Origin of the sequence: Inquilinus sp. YAF38 (genome assembly GCF_052113205.1) — a bacterium.
Classification (GTDB): domain Bacteria; phylum Pseudomonadota; class Alphaproteobacteria; order DSM-16000; family Inquilinaceae; genus Inquilinus.
The window spans coordinates 1-20,375 of the sequence record NZ_JBFRCU010000023.1 but is presented as its reverse complement, the minus strand read 5'-3'; the positions used below and the strand labels follow the sequence as shown (position 1 = coordinate 20,375).

Annotated in this window: 17 protein-coding genes; 6 read left to right on the top strand and 11 right to left on the bottom strand. The window is 69.2% G+C overall.

Annotated features, from left to right (window positions below):
- Nucleotides 1-129 precede the first annotated feature (129 nt).
- The 4 genes from AB4Z01_RS12835 to AB4Z01_RS12820 all read right to left on the bottom strand — a co-directional run bounded on the left by AB4Z01_RS12835 (nt 130) and on the right by AB4Z01_RS12820 (nt 4,513).
- Nucleotides 130-981 carry a carbohydrate ABC transporter permease gene (locus tag AB4Z01_RS12835; RefSeq protein ID WP_441694150.1) on the bottom strand — a complete coding sequence of 284 codons (852 nt, stop codon included), beginning with the start codon at nt 979-981 and terminating at the stop codon, nt 130-132.
- Nucleotides 971-1,912, bottom strand: coding sequence for a carbohydrate ABC transporter permease (locus AB4Z01_RS12830; protein ID WP_441694147.1), 942 nt, complete (start codon nt 1,910-1,912; stop codon nt 971-973). Before AB4Z01_RS12830 ends, AB4Z01_RS12835 begins: the two co-directional genes overlap by 11 nt.
- Complete coding sequence (locus tag AB4Z01_RS12825; RefSeq protein ID WP_441694144.1) at nt 1,909-3,129, bottom strand: ABC transporter substrate-binding protein; 1,221 nt, start codon at nt 3,127-3,129, stop codon at nt 1,909-1,911. Before AB4Z01_RS12825 ends, AB4Z01_RS12830 begins: the two co-directional genes overlap by 4 nt.
- 67 nt (nt 3,130-3,196) lie before the next feature.
- Complete coding sequence (locus tag AB4Z01_RS12820) at nt 3,197-4,513, bottom strand: L-fuconate dehydratase (protein WP_441694142.1); 1,317 nt, start codon at nt 4,511-4,513, stop codon at nt 3,197-3,199.
- A 222-nt stretch (nt 4,514-4,735) separates the two neighbouring features.
- On the opposite strand from AB4Z01_RS12820, the gene AB4Z01_RS12815 reads away from it, so the two are divergent.
- The 5 genes from AB4Z01_RS12815 (at nt 4,736) to garD (ending at nt 12,104) form a co-directional block, all read left to right on the top strand.
- Nucleotides 4,736-5,428, top strand: a complete 693-nt coding sequence (locus tag AB4Z01_RS12815; protein WP_441694139.1) for a FadR/GntR family transcriptional regulator — start codon at nt 4,736-4,738, stop codon at nt 5,426-5,428.
- A gap of 117 nt (nt 5,429-5,545) precedes the next feature.
- On the top strand, nt 5,546-8,386 hold the full coding sequence (locus AB4Z01_RS12810) for an ATP-binding protein (RefSeq protein ID WP_441694136.1): 2,841 nt from the start codon (nt 5,546-5,548) through the stop codon (nt 8,384-8,386).
- Nucleotides 8,387-8,617: 231 nt separating this feature from the next.
- Complete coding sequence (locus AB4Z01_RS12805; protein ID WP_441694134.1) at nt 8,618-9,568, top strand: LysR substrate-binding domain-containing protein; 951 nt, start codon at nt 8,618-8,620, stop codon at nt 9,566-9,568.
- A 52-nt stretch (nt 9,569-9,620) separates the two neighbouring features.
- Nucleotides 9,621-10,559, top strand: a complete 939-nt coding sequence (gene kdgD / locus AB4Z01_RS12800) for a 5-dehydro-4-deoxyglucarate dehydratase (protein WP_441694131.1) — start codon at nt 9,621-9,623, stop codon at nt 10,557-10,559.
- Between the two features lie 12 nt (nt 10,560-10,571).
- Nucleotides 10,572-12,104 (top strand): galactarate dehydratase, encoded by a 1,533-nt coding sequence (gene garD / locus AB4Z01_RS12795; RefSeq protein ID WP_441694128.1) that lies wholly within the window; start codon nt 10,572-10,574, stop codon nt 12,102-12,104.
- A 205-nt stretch (nt 12,105-12,309) separates the two neighbouring features.
- On the opposite strand, the gene AB4Z01_RS12790 is transcribed toward garD, so the two are convergent.
- From AB4Z01_RS12790 to AB4Z01_RS12765, 6 genes are read right to left on the bottom strand one after another with little or no spacing between them, the layout of a single operon-like run.
- Nucleotides 12,310-13,620: an LLM class flavin-dependent oxidoreductase gene (locus AB4Z01_RS12790; RefSeq protein WP_441694125.1), complete on the bottom strand. Its 1,311-nt coding sequence runs from the start codon at nt 13,618-13,620 to the stop codon at nt 12,310-12,312.
- 10 nt (nt 13,621-13,630) lie between these two features.
- A complete protein-coding gene (locus AB4Z01_RS12785) occupies nt 13,631-14,392 on the bottom strand; it encodes an amino acid ABC transporter ATP-binding protein (protein ID WP_441694122.1) in 762 nt (253 codons plus the stop codon).
- A complete protein-coding gene (locus AB4Z01_RS12780) occupies nt 14,379-15,164 on the bottom strand; it encodes an amino acid ABC transporter permease (protein WP_441694119.1) in 786 nt (261 codons plus the stop codon). Before AB4Z01_RS12780 ends, AB4Z01_RS12785 begins: the two co-directional genes overlap by 14 nt.
- Nucleotides 15,154-15,882, bottom strand: a complete 729-nt coding sequence (locus tag AB4Z01_RS12775; RefSeq protein WP_441694116.1) for an amino acid ABC transporter permease — start codon at nt 15,880-15,882, stop codon at nt 15,154-15,156. The genes AB4Z01_RS12780 and AB4Z01_RS12775 overlap by 11 nt, the downstream gene beginning before the upstream one ends.
- A complete protein-coding gene (locus tag AB4Z01_RS12770; RefSeq protein WP_441694113.1) occupies nt 15,879-16,700 on the bottom strand; it encodes a transporter substrate-binding domain-containing protein in 822 nt (273 codons plus the stop codon). The genes AB4Z01_RS12775 and AB4Z01_RS12770 overlap by 4 nt, the downstream gene beginning before the upstream one ends.
- A gap of 16 nt (nt 16,701-16,716) precedes the next feature.
- The gene (locus AB4Z01_RS12765) at nt 16,717-18,045 is read right to left on the bottom strand and encodes an MmgE/PrpD family protein (protein ID WP_441694110.1); all 1,329 of its coding nucleotides are present in this window, start codon (nt 18,043-18,045) and stop codon (nt 16,717-16,719) included.
- A 294-nt stretch (nt 18,046-18,339) separates the two neighbouring features.
- On the opposite strand from AB4Z01_RS12765, the gene AB4Z01_RS12760 reads away from it, so the two are divergent.
- The gene (locus tag AB4Z01_RS12760; protein WP_441694107.1) at nt 18,340-19,326 is read left to right on the top strand and encodes a methyltransferase; all 987 of its coding nucleotides are present in this window, start codon (nt 18,340-18,342) and stop codon (nt 19,324-19,326) included.
- A gap of 239 nt (nt 19,327-19,565) precedes the next feature.
- On the opposite strand, the gene AB4Z01_RS12755 is transcribed toward AB4Z01_RS12760, so the two are convergent.
- The coding region (locus AB4Z01_RS12755; RefSeq protein WP_441694105.1) for a hypothetical protein at nt 19,566-20,375 on the bottom strand (810 nt) is incomplete at its 5' end.

Sequence of the window (20,375 nt, the reverse complement as noted above, 5' to 3'; positions counted from 1 at the left end):
ATCGTTATAGATCCTATCTAAAACCATCACCGTCATGGCGAGGAGGCGAAGCCGACGTGGCCCTCCCAGTGGCCGGTGCCGCCTGGATGGCCACGCCCTTCGGGCTCGCCATGACGATATGCACGGGCGTCACCGCCCGCCGAACCCGGAATTCATGGCGATGCCGCTGAAGATGTAGCGCTGCAGCAGGATGGTCAGGCACAGGCCGGGGATCATCGAGATCGCGGCGCCGGCCATCAGGTAGTTCCACTGCGTGCCCTGCTGGGTCTGGAACATGGTGAGGCCCAGCGGGATGGTCGCGTGCTCCGTCCCGTTCACGATGATCAGCGGYCACAGGAAGCTGTTCCACTGCGCCGTGAAGGTGAACAGGGCCAGCAGGCCCAGCACCGGCAGCGACATCGGCAGGATGATGCTGACCAGGATGCGCAGGCGGGAGGCGCCGTCGCACAGCGCCGCCTCCTCCAGCTCGCGCGGGATGGTCTTGAAGAACTGGCGCAGCATGAAGGTGCCGAAGGAGCCGAAGGCCACCGGCAGGATCAGCGCCTGGAAGGTGTTCACCCAGTCCAGCCTGCTGATCAGCAGGAACAGCGGGATCACCAGCACCACCTGCGGGATCATCAGCGTCGACAGATAGGTCAGGAACAGCGTGTCGCGGCCGACGAAGCGCAGCCGGGCGAAGGCATAGGCGGCGAGGCTGGAGACGATCAGTACGATCACGGTGACGGCGGCGGAGACCATGGCGCTGTTCAGGAAGAACCGGCCGAACGGCAGGTACACCCAGGCGTCCAGGAAATTGCCCCATTGCCATTCGCTGGGCAGCAGCCGCGGCGGCACGGCCAGCACCTCGCCATTCGGCCGGATGGCGTTGGTCAGCATCCAGAAGAACGGGAACAGGAAGGCCAGCGCCACCAGCGCCATCGCCCCTTGCGACACCAGCGTGCCGGCGGTGACGGCGCCGCGCTCTTCGCGCCTAGTCGTCATAATGCACCCATTTCCGCTGCAGCCGGAACTGGAACGCCGTCAGCGCCATGATGATGACGAACATCACCCAGGCGATCGACGAGGCGTAGCCCATCCGGTAGGTGGTGAAGCCGTTCTGGTAGATGAAGAAGCCGAGCGTCGCGGTGGCGGCGCCGGGCCCGCCGCGGGTCATGGAATAGACCTGGTCGAAAACCTGCAGCGCGGTGATCGCGGTCATCACCGTGCCGAAGAACAGGGTCGGCGAGATCAGCGGCAGCTTGATCCGCCAGAAGCGCTGCCAGGCGGTGGCGCCGTCGATCTGGGCGGCGTCGAGATAGGTCTGCGGGATCGATTCCAGCGCCGCCCCGAACAGCAGCAGGTTGTAGCCGAAGCCCGACCACAGCGAGACGATGACGATCGCCTGCATCGCCCAGCCGGGATCGACCAGCAGGTTCGGGATCGGCAGGCCGAGGGACTGCACGACCCAGTCCATCAGACCGCCCGGGGTGAAGATCAGCACCCAGACCAGCGAGGCGCCGATCATCGGGGTGAAGGTCGGCAGGAAGAAGATCAGCCGGAAGAAACGCTTGCCCCAGCGCAGGCTGGAGATCCAGACCGCCATCCCGACCGCCAGCACGATGTTTAGCACCAGGTATTCGGCGGTGTAGAAGACGGTGTTGGCCAGCGCCCGCCAGAAGCTGGGATCGACCTTGAACAGCCGGATGTAGTTGGCGACGCCGACGAATTTCGGCTCGGTCAGCAGCTGCCAGTTGGTAAAACTGAGCGCCAGCGAGGCCAGCAGCGGGAACAGGAGGAAGGCGAGGAAGCCGAGCAGGCTGGGCAGCAGGAACCAGAAGGCCGCCCGCCCCTCCGCCCGGAAGGCCCGGCGGCGCCGCCGGGCCTGGGGAACGCTCGCCGCCCGGGCCCCGAGATCCTGGGCCTGCACGGTCATTCCGCGGCCAGCCCCTGCACGGTGTCCAGCACCTCGCCGCCGCTCTGCGACCCGCTATAGGCCAGCGGCGCATACTGCTCCAGCAACTCGGACACCGTGTTCCAGTTGGCCGTGGTGCGGTAGGGCTGGGCGGTCTTCAGCGCATAGTCGATGGTCTCGCGGGCATTGGCGACGCCTTGCGCCGCGACATCGTACCAGGAGCCCTGCTGCGCGGTCCGGGCCGGGAAAGCACGGCCCTGCGACGCCAGATATTGCTCCGCCTCGGGCCCGGTCAGCACCTGGATCGCCTTCCACGCCAGATCCTTGTGCGGGCCGACCTTGTTGATGCCGAAGCCCGAACCGGCGCTGAGGGTGATGCTGCCGGCCTTGCCGGCGGGCAGCGGCGCCAGCCCGACCGGGAAGTTGGAAGACTTGCGGATGTTGATCATCTCCCACGGGCCAGCAACGTACATGGCGACATTGCCGGCCAGGAAGCGGCCGCGGGCGATGTCGCCGGAGGGCTGACCGCTGGCGGCGATCACCGGCGCCACCTTCTCCTTGGTCACCAGGTCGACATAGGACTGGAACGAGGTCTTCAGCTCCGGGTCAGCGAAGTTCAGCGCTCCGTCCTCGGTCAGGTACTTGGCGCCGTCGGACAGCGCGAATTCCAGCCAGTCGCTGGCGGTGACGGCGAAGCCGTAATTGCCGTCCTGGCTCAGCGCCTTGGCCGCGGCCAGGAAATCCGCCCGGGTCCAGCCGGCCTTGGGCGGCTCGGCCTTGTATTTCGCGAACAGGTCGCGGTTGTAGTAGACGATCAGCGGCCCGAAATCATAGGGCAGCGCGTAGAGATGGCCGCCATAGCTGAGGCCGTCCAGGATCGATTTGTCGAACTGGCCAAGGTCGAAGCCGTCCTTTACATGCTCGTCCAGCGGCTCGAACAGGGTGGTGAAGCCGGACAGGCGCAGCGACTGGATGCTGACGATGTCCGGCAGCGTGTTCGAGGCCGCGAGGGTCGGCAGCTTGGTCCAGTAGTCGCGCCAGGGCGAGGTCTGCAGCTCTACCTTGATGTCGGGGTACTGGGCGTTGACCAGCCCGGCGACATGCTGCCAGGCCGCGGTCTCGGCATCGGTGCCGCTCCACATCTGCCAGGTCAGGGTCACCGGCTCGGCCCGGGCCGGCGGGGCGGACAGCGACAGGGCGGCGGCGGCCACCGTCAGAATGGTCGTCAGCGTCTTCATGGCGTTCGTCCTCCTGCTGCGGCCGCCTTCTGCCGGGCGGACGCTTGATGGATGGTGCGGCCGAAGCTCAGCCGTCCTTCACGACCGGCTCGTCATGCCAGGCGCTGCCGTCGGGGAAGCGATGGGCCTGGAGCGAGGCGGGCTTCATGGCGATGGAATAGCCGGGCGCGGTCGGCACGGCGTAGCAGCCGTCCACGATCCGCACCGGGTCGACGAAATGCTCATGCAGATGGTCGACATATTCGATGAAGCGACGGTCCTTGCTGCCGCTGACCGAGATGAAGTCCCACATCGACAGATGCTGCACGTATTCGCACAGGCCGACGCCGCCGGCATGGGGGCAGACCGGCACGCCGAACTTGGCCGCCATCAGGATGATGGCCAGGTTCTCGTTCACCCCGCCGACCCGGGCCGCGTCGATCTGGCAGAACCCCATGGCCGTGGCCTGCAGGTACTGCTTGAACATCACCCGGTTGTGGACATGCTCGCCGGTCGCGACCCGGGTGCCGTAGCGCCGCAGCACCCGGTCGATCGCGGCGTGGCCGAGGATGTCGTCCGGGCTGGTCGGCTCCTCCACCCACAGCGGCTTGAACGGCAGCAGCGCGACCGACCATTCGATCGCCTGGCCGACATCCCAGACCTGGTTGGCGTCGACCATGAAGGTCAGGTCGTCGCCGATCTCGGCGCGGACCAGGGCGGCACGGGCCAAATCGGCCTCTCGGTCGGCGCCGACCTTGATCTTGAACGCCTTGAAGCCCTGGGCCAGCGCCTCGCGCACCAGGCGGCGGATCTTGTCGTCGCCGTAGCCGAGCCAGCCGGCGCTGGTGGTGTAGGCGGGATAGCCCTCGGCCAGCAGCCGCTCGATCCGTTCCGCCTTGCCGGCCTCCTGCTTGCGCAGCAGCTCTACCGCCTCGGCCGGCGTCAGCGCGTCGGTGATGTAGCGGAAATCGATGCAGCGCACCGTCTCCTCTGGCGTCATGTCGGCCAGCAGGCGCCACAGCGGTTTGCCCTCGGCCTTGGCCCAGAGGTCCCAGATCGCGTTCAGCATCGCCGCGGTGGCGAGCTGCATCACCCCCTTCTCCGGCCCCAGCCAGCGCAGCTGGCTGTCGCCGGTGAGGTGGCGGTAGGTGGCGCCCATGTCGCGGGTGAATTCTGCCAGGTCGCGGCCCAGCACCGCCGGCTTCAAGGCCTCGATCGCGGCGCAGACGATGTCGTTGCCGCGGCCGATGGTGAAGGTCAGGCCATGGCCCTCCAACCCGCCATCGGTCGACAGGATCACATAGGCGGCGGAATAGTCGGGATCGGGATTCATGGCGTCCGACCCGTCCAGCGCTTTCGCGGTCGGGAAACGGATGTCGAGGACGCTGATCCGGTCGATTTTCAAGGGTGTCTCCGTCCCAGGACGGCACGCCATGACAGCGGCCCGAGCGACGTTCCACAGCCGCTTCTCCGGCGGCTTTGCCCCGCCGATCGACGGCAGAGCGCTGGCATTAGGGCGTGACCCCGGATAGGCTGTCAAGTGGTCAGGCCAGCTCAAATGGGATTTAGAAGAAGATTTTTGGGCGCCGTCCGGGCCGATGGTGAGACCTTCGAGCGGCAGGGCAGGATGCCCCTTCAAGCGGTCGTCAATCGCAAGCTCTACATCCAGATCGCCGAGCAGATCACGGCGGCCATCGAATCCGGCGAGTTCAAGCCGGGGCAGCAGCTGCCGTCGGAGCGCGACCTGGCGCAGGAGCTGGGCGTCAGCCGGCCGACCGTGCGCGAGGCGCTGATCGCGCTGGAGGTGGCGGGGCTGGTCGAGGTCAAGATCGGGGTCGGCGCCTTCGTCCGCGCTGTGGCCAAGCCCGGCAGCGCCCTGCCCGAGGCCGACCATTCGGCGTTGGAGATCATGCAGGCCCGGGCGCTGGTGGAGCCGGAGCTGGCGGCGCTGGCGGCCCAGCACATTACTGCCGAGGGCCGGGCCGAGTTGGCCGGCATCGTCGCCGCCATGCGCGGCCAGACGGCGCGGCGGGAATGGTCACAGGAGTCGGACCGTGCCCTGCACCTGCTGATCGCCGAGCATTGCGGCAACCAGGCGCTGCGCGAGATCGCGCTGACCCTGTGGCGCGGCCGCGAGGAAGGGCTGAGCGCCGCCTTCCATCTGCACCTGTCGCGTCAGCCCACGCTCCTGGACCGGATCATGGCCGACCATGACGACATCGCCACCGCGATCGCCGCCGGCGACCCGGACCGGGCCCGGGCATCAATGGCCGCGCATCTCGACTACGTCCAAAGGGAGATGCTGGCAGTCTGGGACTGAGACCGACGGCCCGATGACGGGGCCTGGCACCGCCGCGCCGGCTTGGTCGGAATGGACAAGCCCGGAGCGCCCCCATACTCTTCGTCAAGTTAGAAATTGCAAAAAAGGCTAAGCGCTGTGGTCGACGCGTCCGCCTTGCGCGAGCGCGCCTATTCGTTCGGATCTTTCCGCCTCCTCCCGTCCCGTCAACTCCTTCTGGAGGGGGAAAGGCCAGTGCGCCTGGGCAATCGGTCCCTGGAAATCCTGACCGCGCTGGTCGAACGTCCGGGCGAGTTGGTCACCAAGGCAGAACTGATGGCCCGCGTCTGGCCCGGTATCGTCGTCGAAGAAGCCAATCTCAGGGTCCAGATCACGGCGCTGAGAAAGGCGCTCGGCGAAGGTCGGCCCGGGCATCGCTATGTCGCGAGCATATCCGGCCGCGGTTACCGCTTTGTCGCGCCGGTGGAGCTCAGCGAGTTGGGGCCGGTGGTTCCGGCCGCCACCGTCCAGCGCATGCACAATTTGCCACCTTCATTGATCCGGACAATCGGCCGCGCCGATACTCTCGGTGCGTTGCTCGGACATCTGCGGCAGCACCGGCTCGTCTCCATCGTGGGTCCTGGCGGCATTGGCAAGACAACCGTTGCGCTCGCCGCGGCGGACACCCTGATGCCTGCCTATGATCATGGGGCCTGGTTCGTCGACCTGGCGCCGCTGCGCGATCCGCGACTGGTGCCGAGCACTCTGGCGTCCGCGCTCGGGCTGACAATTCGCTCCCAGGACATCGTCACCGGGTTGTCGACATATTTGCGGGACAAACGGCTGCTGCTCCTGCTTGACAATTGTGAGCACGTCATCGAGGCCGCGGCCTTCGTGACGGAGCAGATCCAGGCCGACGCTCCAGGCGTGCACATCCTGGCGACCAGCCGTGAATCCCTGCGGCTGAGCCATGAACACGTACACCGCCTGCCGCCGCTGGCGAGCCCGCCCCGCCGGTCCGACCCGACGGCTGCGGAGGCGCTCGACTTTCCGGCCGTGCAGCTTTTTGTCGAGCGCGCGACGGCCAGCCGGGAGGATTTCGAGTTCGGCGATGCCGAAGCTCCCCTCGTTTCCGACATCTGCCGGAAACTGGATGGCATCGCACTGGCGATCGAGCTCGCGGCCGCCCGTGTCGATGCATTCGGAATCCACCAGCTCGCGGCTCTCCTCGACGATGGGTTCCTGCTGAAGAACTTGGGCAGGAGGACCGCTCCGCCGCGGCAGCAGACCTTGGCCGCGACATTCGATTGGAGTTACGAGCTGCTGTTGGAGGATGAGCGCATCATCCTGCGGCGCCTGTCCGTGTTTGCCAGCGATTTCACGTTGGAATCCGCCTGCGCCGTGGCGGCAGGAGGCAACGTCGCCGCTTCCGGGATCGTGGACGGAGTGGCGACCCTGGTGGCGAAATCGCTGATTTCCGCGGATGTGAGCGGTATCGCCATGCAATACCGCCTGCTCGACACGACGCGTGCCTACGCCTTCCGAAAGCTCGCCGAGGCTGGAGAGGCCGAGCCGGTCGCCCGACGCCACGCGGAGCATCACCGGGATCTGCTGGAGCGGGCGGCGGCCGAGTTGGAGACGCGTCCCGACGCCGACTGGCTCGCGGCCTATGGCCGCAAGATCGACGACGTTCGCGCCGCGTTGGACTGGGCGTTCTCCGCGGATGGAGATCGCTCCATCGGCGTGTCCATGACCGTCATGGCGATTGGCCTCTGGATGCACCTCTCATTGTGGAGTGAATGCTGCCTGTGCATCGAGCGGGCACTCGCGGGGGAGCCGGGCAGAGTCCAGGAAAGCGATCAGATGAAGCTCTATGCCGCCCTCAGCATAGCGCTGCGCCGCATCAACGGGCCGAAACATGATGTCGGCTCTGCCTGGAACAAGGCGCTTCAGATCGCCGATCGGCTCAATGACAGCGAGCATCGGCTGCAGGCGCTGTGGGGCCTGTCCAGCTATCACCGCTCCCGCGGCAGCCATCGAGAGGCATTGAGGCTCGCGGAGATGTGTCGCGATGCGGCGCAGGCGAGCAGCGATTCCGCCGTTCAGCTCGCGGCCGACAGGCTGATTGCCGGAGCGCGCTTCCACTTGGGCCATCACGACGACGCACGCCGCATCGTCGATCGCTTCCTCGCGCAACACCGCAGCCCGGCGACCGATGCTCGCTTTCCACATGATCAGCGCGTCAGGGCGTCTGGAATCCTGTCCAACATTCTCTGGTTGCAGGGGTATCCGGATCAAGCGGTGCACACGGCGGAAAACGCCGTTCGCGAGGCTCAAGCCATCCTGAGCGGGTCGAGTCTCTGCGATGTTCTCATCCACTGGCCTCTCGCGGTCTTCCTGTATGTCGGGGATTGGACCGCCGCCGGGCGCGTGCTCGGCATCGTCAGGGAGAGTCTGGCGAACCAGCCGCTGGATATTCACCACGCGACGGCAGATTGTCTGGAAGGCGTGCTGCTGATTCAGCGGGGCGATGTCGCCGGGGTCCCGCTGCTGCGCAGGGCGGCCGACGAGCTTCGCGAGGCAGAATTCCTCATGCGCCTGCCGGCCTATCTCGGGACACTGGCGCAGGGCTTGGCGCTTGCAGGGCAGCCCGTGCAGGCCGGCAACACCATCGAGGACGCGATCGGGATGGCCGAGCGAAACGAGGAGCGCTGGTGCCTGCCGGAATTGCTTCGCATCAAGGCCGGGCTTCTGTCATCAGAGGAGCACTGCGGGCAGGCGCTCGGCTTGGCGCGACAGCAGGGCGCCGTGTCATGGGAACTGCGGGCGGCTACGAGCCTGGCCCAGCTCTGGTACCGGAAAGACCGCATGGCGGACGCTTATCAGCTTCTCTCCTCCGTCCATGGTCGCTTTACAGAGGGCTTCGACACCCATGATCTCAGGACAGCCGGCGCCTGGATCGAGACGCTTCGGCAGCGCCTGGATCATCCAGGCCCGTGAGCCCAACGCACCGGAAGCATAGCTTTTATCTTTAGCCGAACCCGGGAGGAATCCGATGGCCGTCACTGCCGCCGTCGACCGCAGATCCAGGAGACGCTTCCGCTACGGGACCAACCGGTTCCATGCACTCGGCGAGTTGAAGCGGTGAGGGGGCCGATCCGGTCCCTCCCCTTTCGCCAGCCGCGGCAGACGGGGCACACTCCGCCCCTGACTGACGCGGGACGCCCACCGATGTTCGACCTGAACCAGCTGCGCTGCTTCGTCGCCGTCGCCGAGGAGCTGCATTTCGGCCGCGCCGCCGCCCGGCTGAACATGACCCAGCCGCCCTTGAGCCGGCAGGTGCAGATCCTCGAGCGCATCCTCGACGTCGCGCTGTTCGAGCGGACCAGCCGGTCGGTCCGGCTGACCCCGGCCGGGCAGAGCTTCCTGGTCGAGGCCCGGCGGCTGCTGAAACAGGCCGAGGGCGCGGCGCTGCTGGCCCGCCGCGTCGCCGCCGGCCGGGCCGGCGCGATCGGCATCGGCTTCACCGCCACCTCGGCCCATAGCTGCCTGCCCGACCTGGTCGCCGCCTGCCGCCGCCAGCTGCCCGACGTCACCCTGGTGCTGCGCGAGATGGTCTCCGGCGACCAGTTCGAGGCGCTCGGCAATGGCCAGATCGATGCCGGGCTGCTGCGGCCGCCGGTGGTGCAGGCCGGCACCGCCAGCTTCCGCGTCGCCGAGGAGCGGCTGATGGCCGCCCTGCCGGAGGACCATCCCCTCGCCCGGGCGCCCAGCCTGTCGCTGCGCGACTTCGCGGGCGAGCCCTTCATCATGTATGCGCCCTACGAGGCGCGATATTTCCACGACCTGGTGATCGAGCTGTTCGCCCGCTCCGGCCTGCTGCCGGACTATGTCCAGCATCTCAGCCAGATCCATTCGATCCTGGCCCTGGTGCGGGCCGGCCTGGGCATCTCGATCGTGCCGGAGGCGGCGCTGCACCTGTACAGCCGGGGCGTGGTGCTGCGGCCGCTCGACCTCGCCTCACCGCGCTCGGCCGAGCTGTACATCGCCTGGCGCCAGGACAACGACAATCCGCTGCTGCCGGCGATCCTCGAGATCGCCGGCGGGCTGGCGGAGCAGCACCGGCCGGCCGATACCGAAGCCGCATCGATCGATCCAGCAATCGGGTTGGAACGGAATTGATCCGGACGCTAGAACGAGGGCGACCTTGATTTCGATGCCGGGAGGACGATTGATGGCCAGGATGACCCCGAACGAGATGGCGCAGCAGCTCGGCTCCGGCCTGCTGTCCTTCCCCGTCACCCCGTTCGACCGCGACAACGGCTTCGATGCGGCGCGCTACCGCTCCAACCTCGACTGGCTATGCGGCTATGACGTTGCCGGGCTGTTCGCCGCCGGCGGCACCGGGGAGTTCTTCTCGCTGGCCCCGTCCGAGGTCGAGACCGTGGTCCGGACCGCTGTCGAGGAGACCCGCGGCCGGGTGCCGGTGATCGCCGGGGCCGGCTACGGCACCGAGATCGCCAAGCAGATGGCCGTGGCGGCGGAGCGCGCCGGCGCCGACGGCATCCTGCTGCTGCCGCCCTATCTCGTGCAGTCCGAGCAGGAGGGGCTGGCGGCCCATATCGAGGCGGTGTGCGCGTCGACCAAGCTCGGCGTCATCGTCTACAACCGCGACAACGCGATCGTGACCGAGGACACGCTGGCCGGGCTGTGCGAGCGCTGCCCGAACCTGGTCGGCTACAAGGACGGCATCGGCGATATCGAGCTGATGACCCGGGTCCAGCTGCGCATGGGCGACCGGCTGACCTATATCGGCGGGCTGCCGACGGCCGAGACCTACGCCCTGCCCTATCTGGAGATGGGCGTGACCACCTATTCCTCCGCCGTGTTCAACTTCGTGCCGGAGTTCGCGACCAAGTTCTACGCCGCGGTGCGCCGCCGCGACCGCGAGACGGTGCAGGCGGGGCTGCGCGACTTCATCCTGCCGCTGCTGACCATCCGCAACCGCCGCAAGGGCTATGCGGTCTCGATCATCAAGGCCGGGATGCGGGTGATCGGGCGGGATTCCGGCCCGGTGCGGGCGCCGCTGCACGACCTGACCGAGGCGGAGACCGAGCAGCTGGCCTCGTTGGTGCAGGGCCTGGCGCGGAGCAGCTTCGCCGCCGCGGCGTAACGGAGAGCGGCGATGCCGGAGCCAGGAACGCCGGACATTCCCCGCACCATCCGGCTGCACGAGACCGACAACGTCGCCATCGTGGTCAACTCCTTCGGCCTGCCGGAAGGCACGCGCCTGCCGGACGGCCCGACCCTGCGGCAGTTCGTGCCGCAGGGGCACAAGGTGGCGCTGTCCGACATCGCCGAGGGCGCCGAGATCCGGCGCTACGGCGAGGTGATCGGCCGCGCCGCCCGGCCGCTGACGGCCGGCGACTGGGTCGAGGAGGCGGCGGTGCTGGTGCCGGCCGCGCCGGATCTCGACCGGCTGGAGCTAGCCACCCGGGCGCCGGCGCCGCTGCCGCCGCTCGAGGGCTATGCCTTCGAGGGCTTCCGCAACCCGGACGGGTCGGTCGGCACCAAGAACGTGCTGGCGATCAGCACCAGCGTGCAATGCGTGGCCGGGACGCTGGATTTCGCGGTGAAGCGGATCAAGGAGCAGCTGCTGCCCCGCTTCCCCAATGTCGACGACGTGGTGGCGCTGAACCATAGTTACGGTTGCGGCGTGGCGATCAACGCGCCGGAGGCGGTGATACCGATCCGCACCCTGCAGAACCTGGCGCTGAACCCGAATTTCGGCGGCGAGGTGATGATCGTCGGCCTGGGCTGCGAGAAGCTGCAGCCGGAGCGGCTGCTGCCCGACGGGGCACCTCCGGGCATCGTCCGGCTGCAGGAGGAGGCGGGCTTCGGCGCCATGGTGGAGTCGATCCTGGCGATGGCCGAGGCCCGGCTGGAGATCCTGAACCGGCGGCGGCGCGAGACCTGCCCGGCCTCCGACCTCGTGGTCGGGGTGCAGTGCGGCGGCAGCGACGCCTTCTCCGGCGTCACCGCCAACCCGGCGGTGGGATTCGCCGCCGACCTGCTGGTCCGCGCCGGCGCCACGGTGATGTTCTCCGAGGTCACCGAGGTGCGCGACGCCATCCATCTGCTGACGCCGCGCGCGGCGACCGAGGAGGTCGGCCGCGCCTTGATCCGCGAGATGGCTTGGTACGACGCCTATCTCGCCCGCGGCCAGGCCGACCGCAGCGCCAACCCGTCGCCCGGCAACAAGAAGGGCGGCTTGGCCAATGTCGTCGAGAAGGCCCTGGGCTCCGTCGTCAAGTCGGGGGCGAGCCCGATCGTCGACGTGCTGGCGCCCGGCGAGCGGGTGCGCAGGAAGGGCCTGGTCTTCGCCGCCACCCCGGCCAGCGATTTCGTCTGCGGCACGCTGCAGCTGGCCTCGGGCATGACGCTGCAGGTCTTCACCACCGGCCGCGGCACGCCCTACGGCCTGGCGGCGGCGCCGGTGATCAAGATGTCGACCCGCACCGACCTGGCCGAGCGCTGGTCCGACCTGATCGATCTGGATGCCGGCCGGATCGCCAGCGGCGAGGCGACGATCGAGCAGGTCGGCTGGGACCTGTTCCGCCTGATCCTCGACGTCGCCAGCGGCCGCATCAAGCCCTGGTCCGACCGCTGGGGCCTGTTCAATGCGCTGACGCTGTTCAATCCGGCGCCGGTGACCTGAGGCTGGCGGGGAGGCCCCGGCCGGCTTTGCTTTGCGTTGCCTCTCCCGCGTGGCGGGAGAGGTCGGGCGTCCGCAGGACGACCGGGTGAGGGCTGGCCCGGGCCTCGACAAAGAGCCCTCACCCGGAGCCGCTTCGCGTCTCCGACCTCTCCCGCAAGCGGGAGAGGCAATCGGATCAGCGCCCCGAGTGGCCTTGCCCGACGGGCTAAGCCCACCGGCTCTGCGGCACTGGCAGCCCGAGGTGGTCCCGCAGTGTCGTGCCCTCATAATCCCGCCGGAACAGACCGCGGTCCTGCAGGATCGGCACCACCTGGCCGGTGAACTCCTCGAAGGTGCCGGGGAAATAGGCCGGCATGATGTTGAAGCCGTCGGCGGCGCCGCCGGTGAACCAGTCCTGCAGCGCGTCCGCCACCTCCTCCGCCGTGCCCCAGACGATGCGGTGGCCGCGGGCGCTGGCGACCAGGTGGTACAGCTCGCGGATGGTCAGGTTCTGCTCGCGCGCCAGGCGGGTCAGCAGCTCGGCCCGGCTGCGGTTCTGGTTCGAGGGCGGCAGCTGCGGCAGCGGCCCGTCCAGCGGATAGCCGGAGATGTCGTGGCCGAGCCGCTCCGACAGCAGGAACAGCGCGCCGGAATCATCCGACCAGCGCTGCAGCTCGGCGTACTTGTCCTTCGCCTCCTGGGTGGTGCGGCCGATCACCGGCATCACCCCGGGCATGATGTGGACCTGGTCCGGCCGCCGCCCCTGCGCCGCCACCCGCTCCTTCAGGCCGCGGTAGAATTCGCGCGCCTCGTCGGTGCCGAACTGGGCGGTGAACACCACCTCGGCGATCTTCGCCGCGAAATCCATGCCGATGCCGGAGGAGCCGGCCTGGATCAGCACCGGATGGCCCTGCGGCGCCCGGGCGACGTTGAGCGGCCCCTTGACCGAGAAGAACCGGCCCTTGTGGTTCAGCTCGTGGAACTTGGCCGGGTCGAAGAACACGCCGGCCGCCTTGTCCTTCGGGAAGGCGTCCGCGTCCCAGCTGTCCCACAGCCCCTTGGCGACGGCGACGAACTCCTCCGCCACCTCGTAGCGCAGGTCGTGCTCGAGATGCTGCTCGCGGCTGAAATTGGTGGCCGAGCGGTCATAGGAGGTGGTGACCACGTTCCAGGCGGCGCGGCCCCGACTGAGATGGTCGAGCGAGGCGAAGGCGCGGGCGGTGGTGAACGGGTCGCCATAGGTGGTCGAGGCGGTGGCGGCGAGGCCGATCTTCGTCGTCGTCATCGCCAGCGCGGCCAGGAGGGTCAGCGGCTCGAACCGCACCACCCAGGAGGGGTGGGCGTCGCGGCCGGTGGTCAGGCCGTCGGCCAGGAAGACCATGTCGAACTTCGCGTCCTCCGCCGTCCGGGCGATGCGCTGGATCAGGGCCAGGTCCTGCTCCACCGCCTGCGCCTCCGGATGGCGCCAGCCGGCCACATGGTGGCCCAGCGGCTGCAGGAACAGGCCCAGCTTCATCTCGCGCTTGGTCTCGCTCATTCTCTCTCGCTCAGATCCGGTCGGAAGGACGGGCCCGGTTCACGAAGGCCCGGGTGCGGTCGTGCTGCGGCGCATGGAACAGGGCGGCGGGCGGGCCGCGCTCGACCACCACGCCGCCCTCGGTGAAGTGGATCTCGTCGCTGATCTCCTCGGCGAAGCGCAGCTCATGCGTCACCAGCAGGCAGGTCATGCCGTCGCGCACCAGGTCGCGGATGATCGCCAGCACCTCGCCCACCGTCTCGGGGTCGAGGGCCGAGGTGACCTCGTCGAACAGGATCAGCTCCGGCTTCATCGCCAGCGACCGGGCGATCGCCACTCGCTGCTGCTGGCCGCCGGACAGCTCCGACGGATAGGCATTCGCCTTGTCGGCGAGGCCGACCCGGTCCAGCAGGGCGCGCGCCTCGCGCTCGACCTCGCCCGGGTCGCGGCCGAGGGCGCGGGTCGGGGCGATGGTCAGGTTCTGCAGCGCGGTCAGATGCGGGAACAGGTTGAACTGCTGGAACACGACGCCGACGCGGCGCCACAGCGGCCGCTTGGCCTCGTGCTTGCGCAGGGCATGGACCGGCAGGCCGCAGACGGTGACGGTGCCGCGCTCGACCGGCTGCAGCCCGGCGATGCAGCGCAGGAGGGTCGATTTGCCCGAGCCCGACGGGCCGATCACCGACACCGCCTGGCCGCGGCGCACGGCCAGGTCGATGCCGCGCAGCACCCGGGTGCCGCCGAGCGTGACCTCGACGCCGGCGAGCTCGGCCAGGATCTCAGCGCCCGGCATGGCGCCGCTCCAGCCGGCGGGTCAGCCGGGCGATCGGGTAGCAGTACAGGAAGAACAGCAGGAACACGGTCAAGTAGACCAAGAGGGTGAAGTCGGTGCGGTGCACCGAATTGGCGGCGCGCTGGGCGGTGGTCAGCACCTCGGTCACCCCGACCAGCGAGGCCAGCACCGTGCCCTTGGTGATGATGGCGTAGAGATTCATCCAGGGCGGCAGCATCCGGCGCAGGCATTGCGGCAGGATGATCAGCCGGAAGATCTGGGCGCGGCTGAAGGACAGGCAGCTGGCCGCGTCCCACTGCGCGCTCGGGATCGACATGATGGCGCCGCGGAAGATCTCCGCGACATTGGCCGAGGCCGGCAGGGCCAGGCCGACCGTCGCCTTGAGCCAGTCCGGGAACGGCAGGTAGCTGCGCCCGATCACGATCTCGAACGGCAGGATGTAGGTCATGAAGTAGATGAAGACGAGCCAGGGCGAGTTGCGGAAGAACAGCACGAAGGCCCGGGCCGGCCAACGCAACGGCTTGACCGGCGAGATCTGCAGCGCCCCGACCAGCAGGCCGGCCGCGGTGCCCGCCGCGATCGCCACCGCGCCGATCAGGATGTTCTGCAGGAAGCCCAGCAGCAGCACCGGCATCCACAGCGCGAGCAGGGCGGCATTGTCCGCGACCTGCGGCCAGAATGCCCAGGCGGCACCGCCGAGGAGGACGGCCGCGACCAGCAGCGGCAGGGCGGCGGTGCGGCGGCGCGGCGCCGCGACGGCGTCACTGACCATAGCCGGGCATCCGGAGCCGATCCTCCAGCCACCGCCCGATGCGGTCGATGCCGAAGGTCAGGATGTTGAAGAACACCAGCAGCAGGATCATCAGCTCAGTGACGTTGTCGCGGTCCGACCAGATCATGATCGAGGCGTAGGTGATGTCGCCGACCGCGATGGCCGAGGCGATGGCCGAGGTCTTCACCAGGTCGATGGCGTTGTTGACCAGCGACGGCAAGGCGAAGCGCAGCCCGATCGGCAGCCGCACCAGCAGGAAGGCCAGGCGCGGCGTCAGGCCCAGCGCGGCCGCGGCCTCCAGCGTCACGTTCGGCACCGCCTCGAGGCCGGCGCGCAACGCCTCGGCGTTGAAGGCGGCCTTGTAGACCGACAGCACGACCACGACCCAGGCGAAGGGCGTGACCACCGCGGCGGCCTCGCCGCTCACCGCGCCGATCAGGGCGTTCAGCGCGAAGAAGGCGAAGTACAGCTGCACCAGCGGCGGCGTGTTGCGGGTCAGCTCGATCTGGGCGCGGATCATCGCCGCCAGCCAGGGCCGCCGGGTCAGCTGCAGCACGGTGAGGACGAGGCCGAGGACCAGGCTGCCGAGGATCGACAGCACCGCGATCTCGACCGTCGTCACCGCGCCATCGAGGAACAGGCCGCGGTCATAGGCGGTCTGGATGAAGCTGAAATCGAGCCCGAGCGCCGCCAGCCGGTCGATCAGGGTGTCGATCATGAGCCGCCGTTGAGCAGCTTCTCGTGCATCTGCGCCAGGAACGGCGACGGCGGGGCGATCTCCCACCGCTTCTCGATCTCGATCAGGCCGCCGCTCTTGTGCAGGTCGCGGATCACGCCGTCGACCAGGGCCGCGGTGTCGTCCTGCCCCTTGCGCACCGCGGCGACCCAGGTGCCGAGGCCGATCAGCGGCAGGTCGGCCTTGTAGTCCTGCCATTCCGGCTGCTTCAGCAGGGAGGAAATCAGGGTGTTGTCATGCACCGAGACGACGCAGCCRCCGGCCCGCAGGGTCGACAGCGCCTCGGCCGAGGTCTTCAGCGCCCGCACCTCGGCGCCGTATTCGGTGGCCAGCAGCCGGGCATAGTGGCTGCCCTGCGAGGCGCAGGCGCTCTTGCCGCGCAGATCGGCCCAGCCGGCGATGCCGCTGTCCTTGCGGGTCATGGCGGCGCCGCCGACCTCGTAATAGGCGGTCGGGATGACGCTGGTCTGCTCGCGCCGCTCCGGCGTGTCGGTGAAGGAGGCGACGAGCAGGTCGACCTTGCCCTGCTGCAGGAACTGCACCCGGTTCGGCGGGTCGACGGTGACGATGTCGAGCTTGACCCCGAGCTTGTCGGCCACCGCCTGGGCGAGGTCGACATTGAAGCCCTTCACCGTGTTGCTGGCGGGGTCGAGGAAGCCGAAGGCGGTGCCGTTGACCAGGATGCCGGCGGTCAGCACGCCGCGGTCCTTGACCCGGTCGAGCGTGGAGTCGGCATGCGCCAGGGGAGCAGCCAGCAGTGCCGCGGCGGCGAGAAGGGTTCCGGCGAGGGATCGGAACATCGGGGCGGTCTCCAGGTCAGGCGGCGCGGAAGGCGGCGAACAGAGCGGCGAGGTCGTCCCGGCTGCGCATGGTCCGGACGATTTCCGGCACGGCGTCGCGCTCCGGGCCGGAGCCGGCTGCGTCGCGGAACTTGGCGGCCAGGTCGTCCGCCGGCAGCGGCCGGTCGATCCGGCGCGACAGGGTGCGGCCATCGGCCAGGCGGATCTCGACGGTCGAGAAGCGGGTGGCGGGGTCGTTCGAGACCGGCGGGGCGTCCGGATCGATCCGGCGCTCGACCCTGGCGGACAGGGAAGCGAGCTCCGGCCGCACCGGCGCGTCGGCGAAGAGGTCGAGCCCGAGCCGTCCGTCCTGCAGCGCCGCCGCGACGACATATTCGACGCTGAACCGGCCTTCGAGGCCGGTGCGCGGCCGGCGCACGGTCAGGGCCGCGTCGCCGCCGCGGGCGAAGGTCACGGTCGCCTCGACCACCGAGGCCGGATCGATCGCGTGCTCCGCCTGCAATGCCAAGGCGGCGTCGGCGGCGAAATGCGAGGCGGAGCAGCAGGCGTAACGTTTGAAGATCAGGCCGGGAGAGACGATCTGCCAGGGCTGGCCCCAGCCCTCGACCGCGCGCCCCGGCTCCGCCCCGCCATAGACGGCGAGGAAGCCGATCGGCCCGTCGAAGGCGGTCTCGGCGGCGCCGAAGCCGGCCAGGGCCAGCCGGGTGGCGAACAGCCCCGCGCGGGCCGCCAGGCCGGCGTGCAGCGGCTTGGCGTCGCTGCCGAACTGCAGCCGCAGCCCGGCCGACTGGGTGACGGCGAGGCCGAGCGCCCTGGCGGTTCCGGCCTCGTCCAGCCCGGCGAGGAAGGCGGTGGCCGCGGCAGCACCGACGGGGCCGAGCGTCGCGGTCGGGTGGAACCCGGCTTCGTAATGCTGTCGCCCGAGGGCAAGGCCGATCCGGGCCATCGCCTCGACCCCGACGACATAGGCGTCGAGCAGCGCCTCAGCGGTGTGGCCCTGCTCCTCCGCCAGGGCGAAGAGCGCCGGCAGGATCACGGTGCTGGGATGGCCGCCGACGCTGCGCTGGACATCGTCATAATCGAGCGCGTGGCCGATGGTGCCGTTCAGCAGGGCGGCGGTCAGCGGCGCCACGCGCTCGCCCCGGCCGATCACTGAGGCGGTCGTCGCCCCACCCTCGCCGCCCAAAGCGGCCTCGAGCGGTGCAATGGCGCGGTCGCCGACGCCGCCGAAGGCGCAGGCCAGGAAGTCGAGCACGCCGTCCCGGGCGGCGGCGATCGCCTCCGGCCCCGGGGCCGAGGAGCGGATGAGCTTGACGAGCTCGGCGGTGATCGATGGGTCGGCCATGGCACTTTCGGCAGAACGGGACTGTCGAGGACTCCGGTCGATATGACGGACAAAGCCCGTGCGGCGCGTCATACAGATCGCTTCAGCGGATCACAACCCAATTCACAGCCAATCAGCCATGCCGACGGCAAATATCAGATGAATGATGTATTTATGATGCCGTCCCCCCGCTCCTGCCTCCTTGCCGGGACGCAGCGCCGGGCGAGCGGATTGTGGTATCGGACGAGAAATGGACACTCAGGCCGCTGCTGCCGGCAGAACAGGGCCGAGAGCACCGTCCGGGAGGGGTGTGACATGGTGGATTCTGATCGGATCGACAACCTGATCGCAGCGGTGCCCCCCGCCTTGGCGCTTCGCGCCGGGCTGGACCTCGGCATCTTCACCCGGCTCGGTGGCGGCGCGGTGACYGCCGASAGCCTTGGGGCCGCGCTCGGCATCGATCCCGATCGCCTGTCGCGGCTCCTCTACGCGCTCGCCAGCATCGGTCTCCTCGAAGTCGAGAATGGCCAATTCCGCAACGGAGCTGAAGCGTCGGCCTTCCTCGACGCGTCCAAGCCGACCTATCGCGGCGGCGATCATGCGCTCCTGCGCGAGCTCTGGGGCGCCGACCTGCTGACCGCGGAGTCGCTGCGGCAGAACCGGCCCGCGGCGCTGCACGACTTTGCCGAAGCGGGGCCCGAGGCCGCGGCGGCCTTCAGCCGCATGCTCGCACCGGGCGGGGTGATTTTCGGCCGACATCTGGCCCGGGAGATGGACCTCTCGGCGGTCCATTCGGTGATCGACATCGGCGGGGGCGCCGGGACCATTCTCGTCGGGCTTCGCGAGCGGTGGCCGCAGATCGCGGCGACGCTGATGGAACTTCCGACCGTCGCAGCGGTCGCGCCGGATATCCTGTCGGAATACGGCGCCGGCGACGTGATTGTCGAAGACGGGGACATCACTGTCGCGCCATCGAAAGGGCGGCACGATCTGGCGATCCTGAAGGCCGTCGTTCAGGTCCTTCCGCCGGATCGGGCGCGCCGTTCGATCCTGAACGCGGCGCGGTGCCTCACACCCGGAGGCGAGATCGCGATCGCGGGGTGGGGTGTCGTCGATGACGACCGCCTCGGCCCGCCTGAGGGTGTCTTTCTGAATCTCACCTTCCTGAACCTCTATCGCCACGGCGAATCCTACACCGAAGGTCAATATCGCGCGTGGATGACCGAGGCCGGATTCCGGGATATTTCCAGGTCGCGCCTGACGGATGGTTGCACATTGTTTCGCGCGCGCCTCATGGGCTGATCGTGGCTGGATGGCTGGCTTCGGACGCAGGCTCTCCGTCTCGCGGTAGCGGAGCGCAAGACGTGCAAAGGCGAGAGTGAAGTCGGGAGACTTCCCTCGCAAACTCTCCACCGGACCGCCAGAGTCCAGGCCGGTCCTGACGGCAAGCCCCCTCCCCCTAACACCCCCGGCAGGTGGCGCTACCGGGCATTGCGCCCGTTGTCCCGGCGGTGACGTTCGGCCCGTCCGGCGTCGGCCGATCAGGGCGGCGCGCGGGGCAGAGCCGGATCGGGCGGCCCGGCGGCGACGGTGTGGATAGAGCGTTCGTGCTCGGGCCTGCCGGCGTCTTCGGCCGGGATGGCAGAACGGAGGTGGGAAGAGGCTCGGTGCGAGGCCGGGCCGGAGGCCTGACGCTTCGGGCCGGCGCCGGCCACATCGGCCCCGGCTTTCGCCGCGGCGGTGGTGCCGCCGGCAGCGGGGCCGCCTGCGGCAGGCCCGCCGGCCGGAGGAGTGCCGGGGGGCGGGAGGCCGAGGGCCCGGCACAGGCTGGCGATCAGGGCCTCGATCGGCAAGGCGGTGTCGGCCAGGTCGGTGTCGATGCGCTCGTCCTCGGTCAGCTTTTCCCGGAGCTCGGCGGTCAGCCGCTCCTGGGCGTCGGCGTCGGAAACCGCGGCGATGGCGGCGGCGACGCCCTGGGCGGCGGCCTGGCGCCGATCGTCCTTCTCGTCCTGCCGGGCCTTCCGCCGGATTTCGGCCTCGCGCTGTGCCAGCTCCCGCTGCTGCCGCAGCCTGGCCTTGAGCGCGATGGCGCGGCGGATGCCGAGGAACAGGCTGCTGAAGCGGGTCTCGGCATCCCCGGCGCGATCGAGATCGCCGGCCGCGAGGGCGGCGAGGGCCAGGGCGTGAAAGCCGCGGGCCAGCGCCTCCGCGAGCTCCATCAGCTCGGACAGCATCGCGGCGTCGGCCTCGATCGCGCCCGGCCACGCTACGGCATCCTCCCGCCGCCGGCGCAGCTTGAGCGCGACGGCGCGGCGGATGGCGAGGAAGAGGGTGCTGAAGCGGGCTTCGGC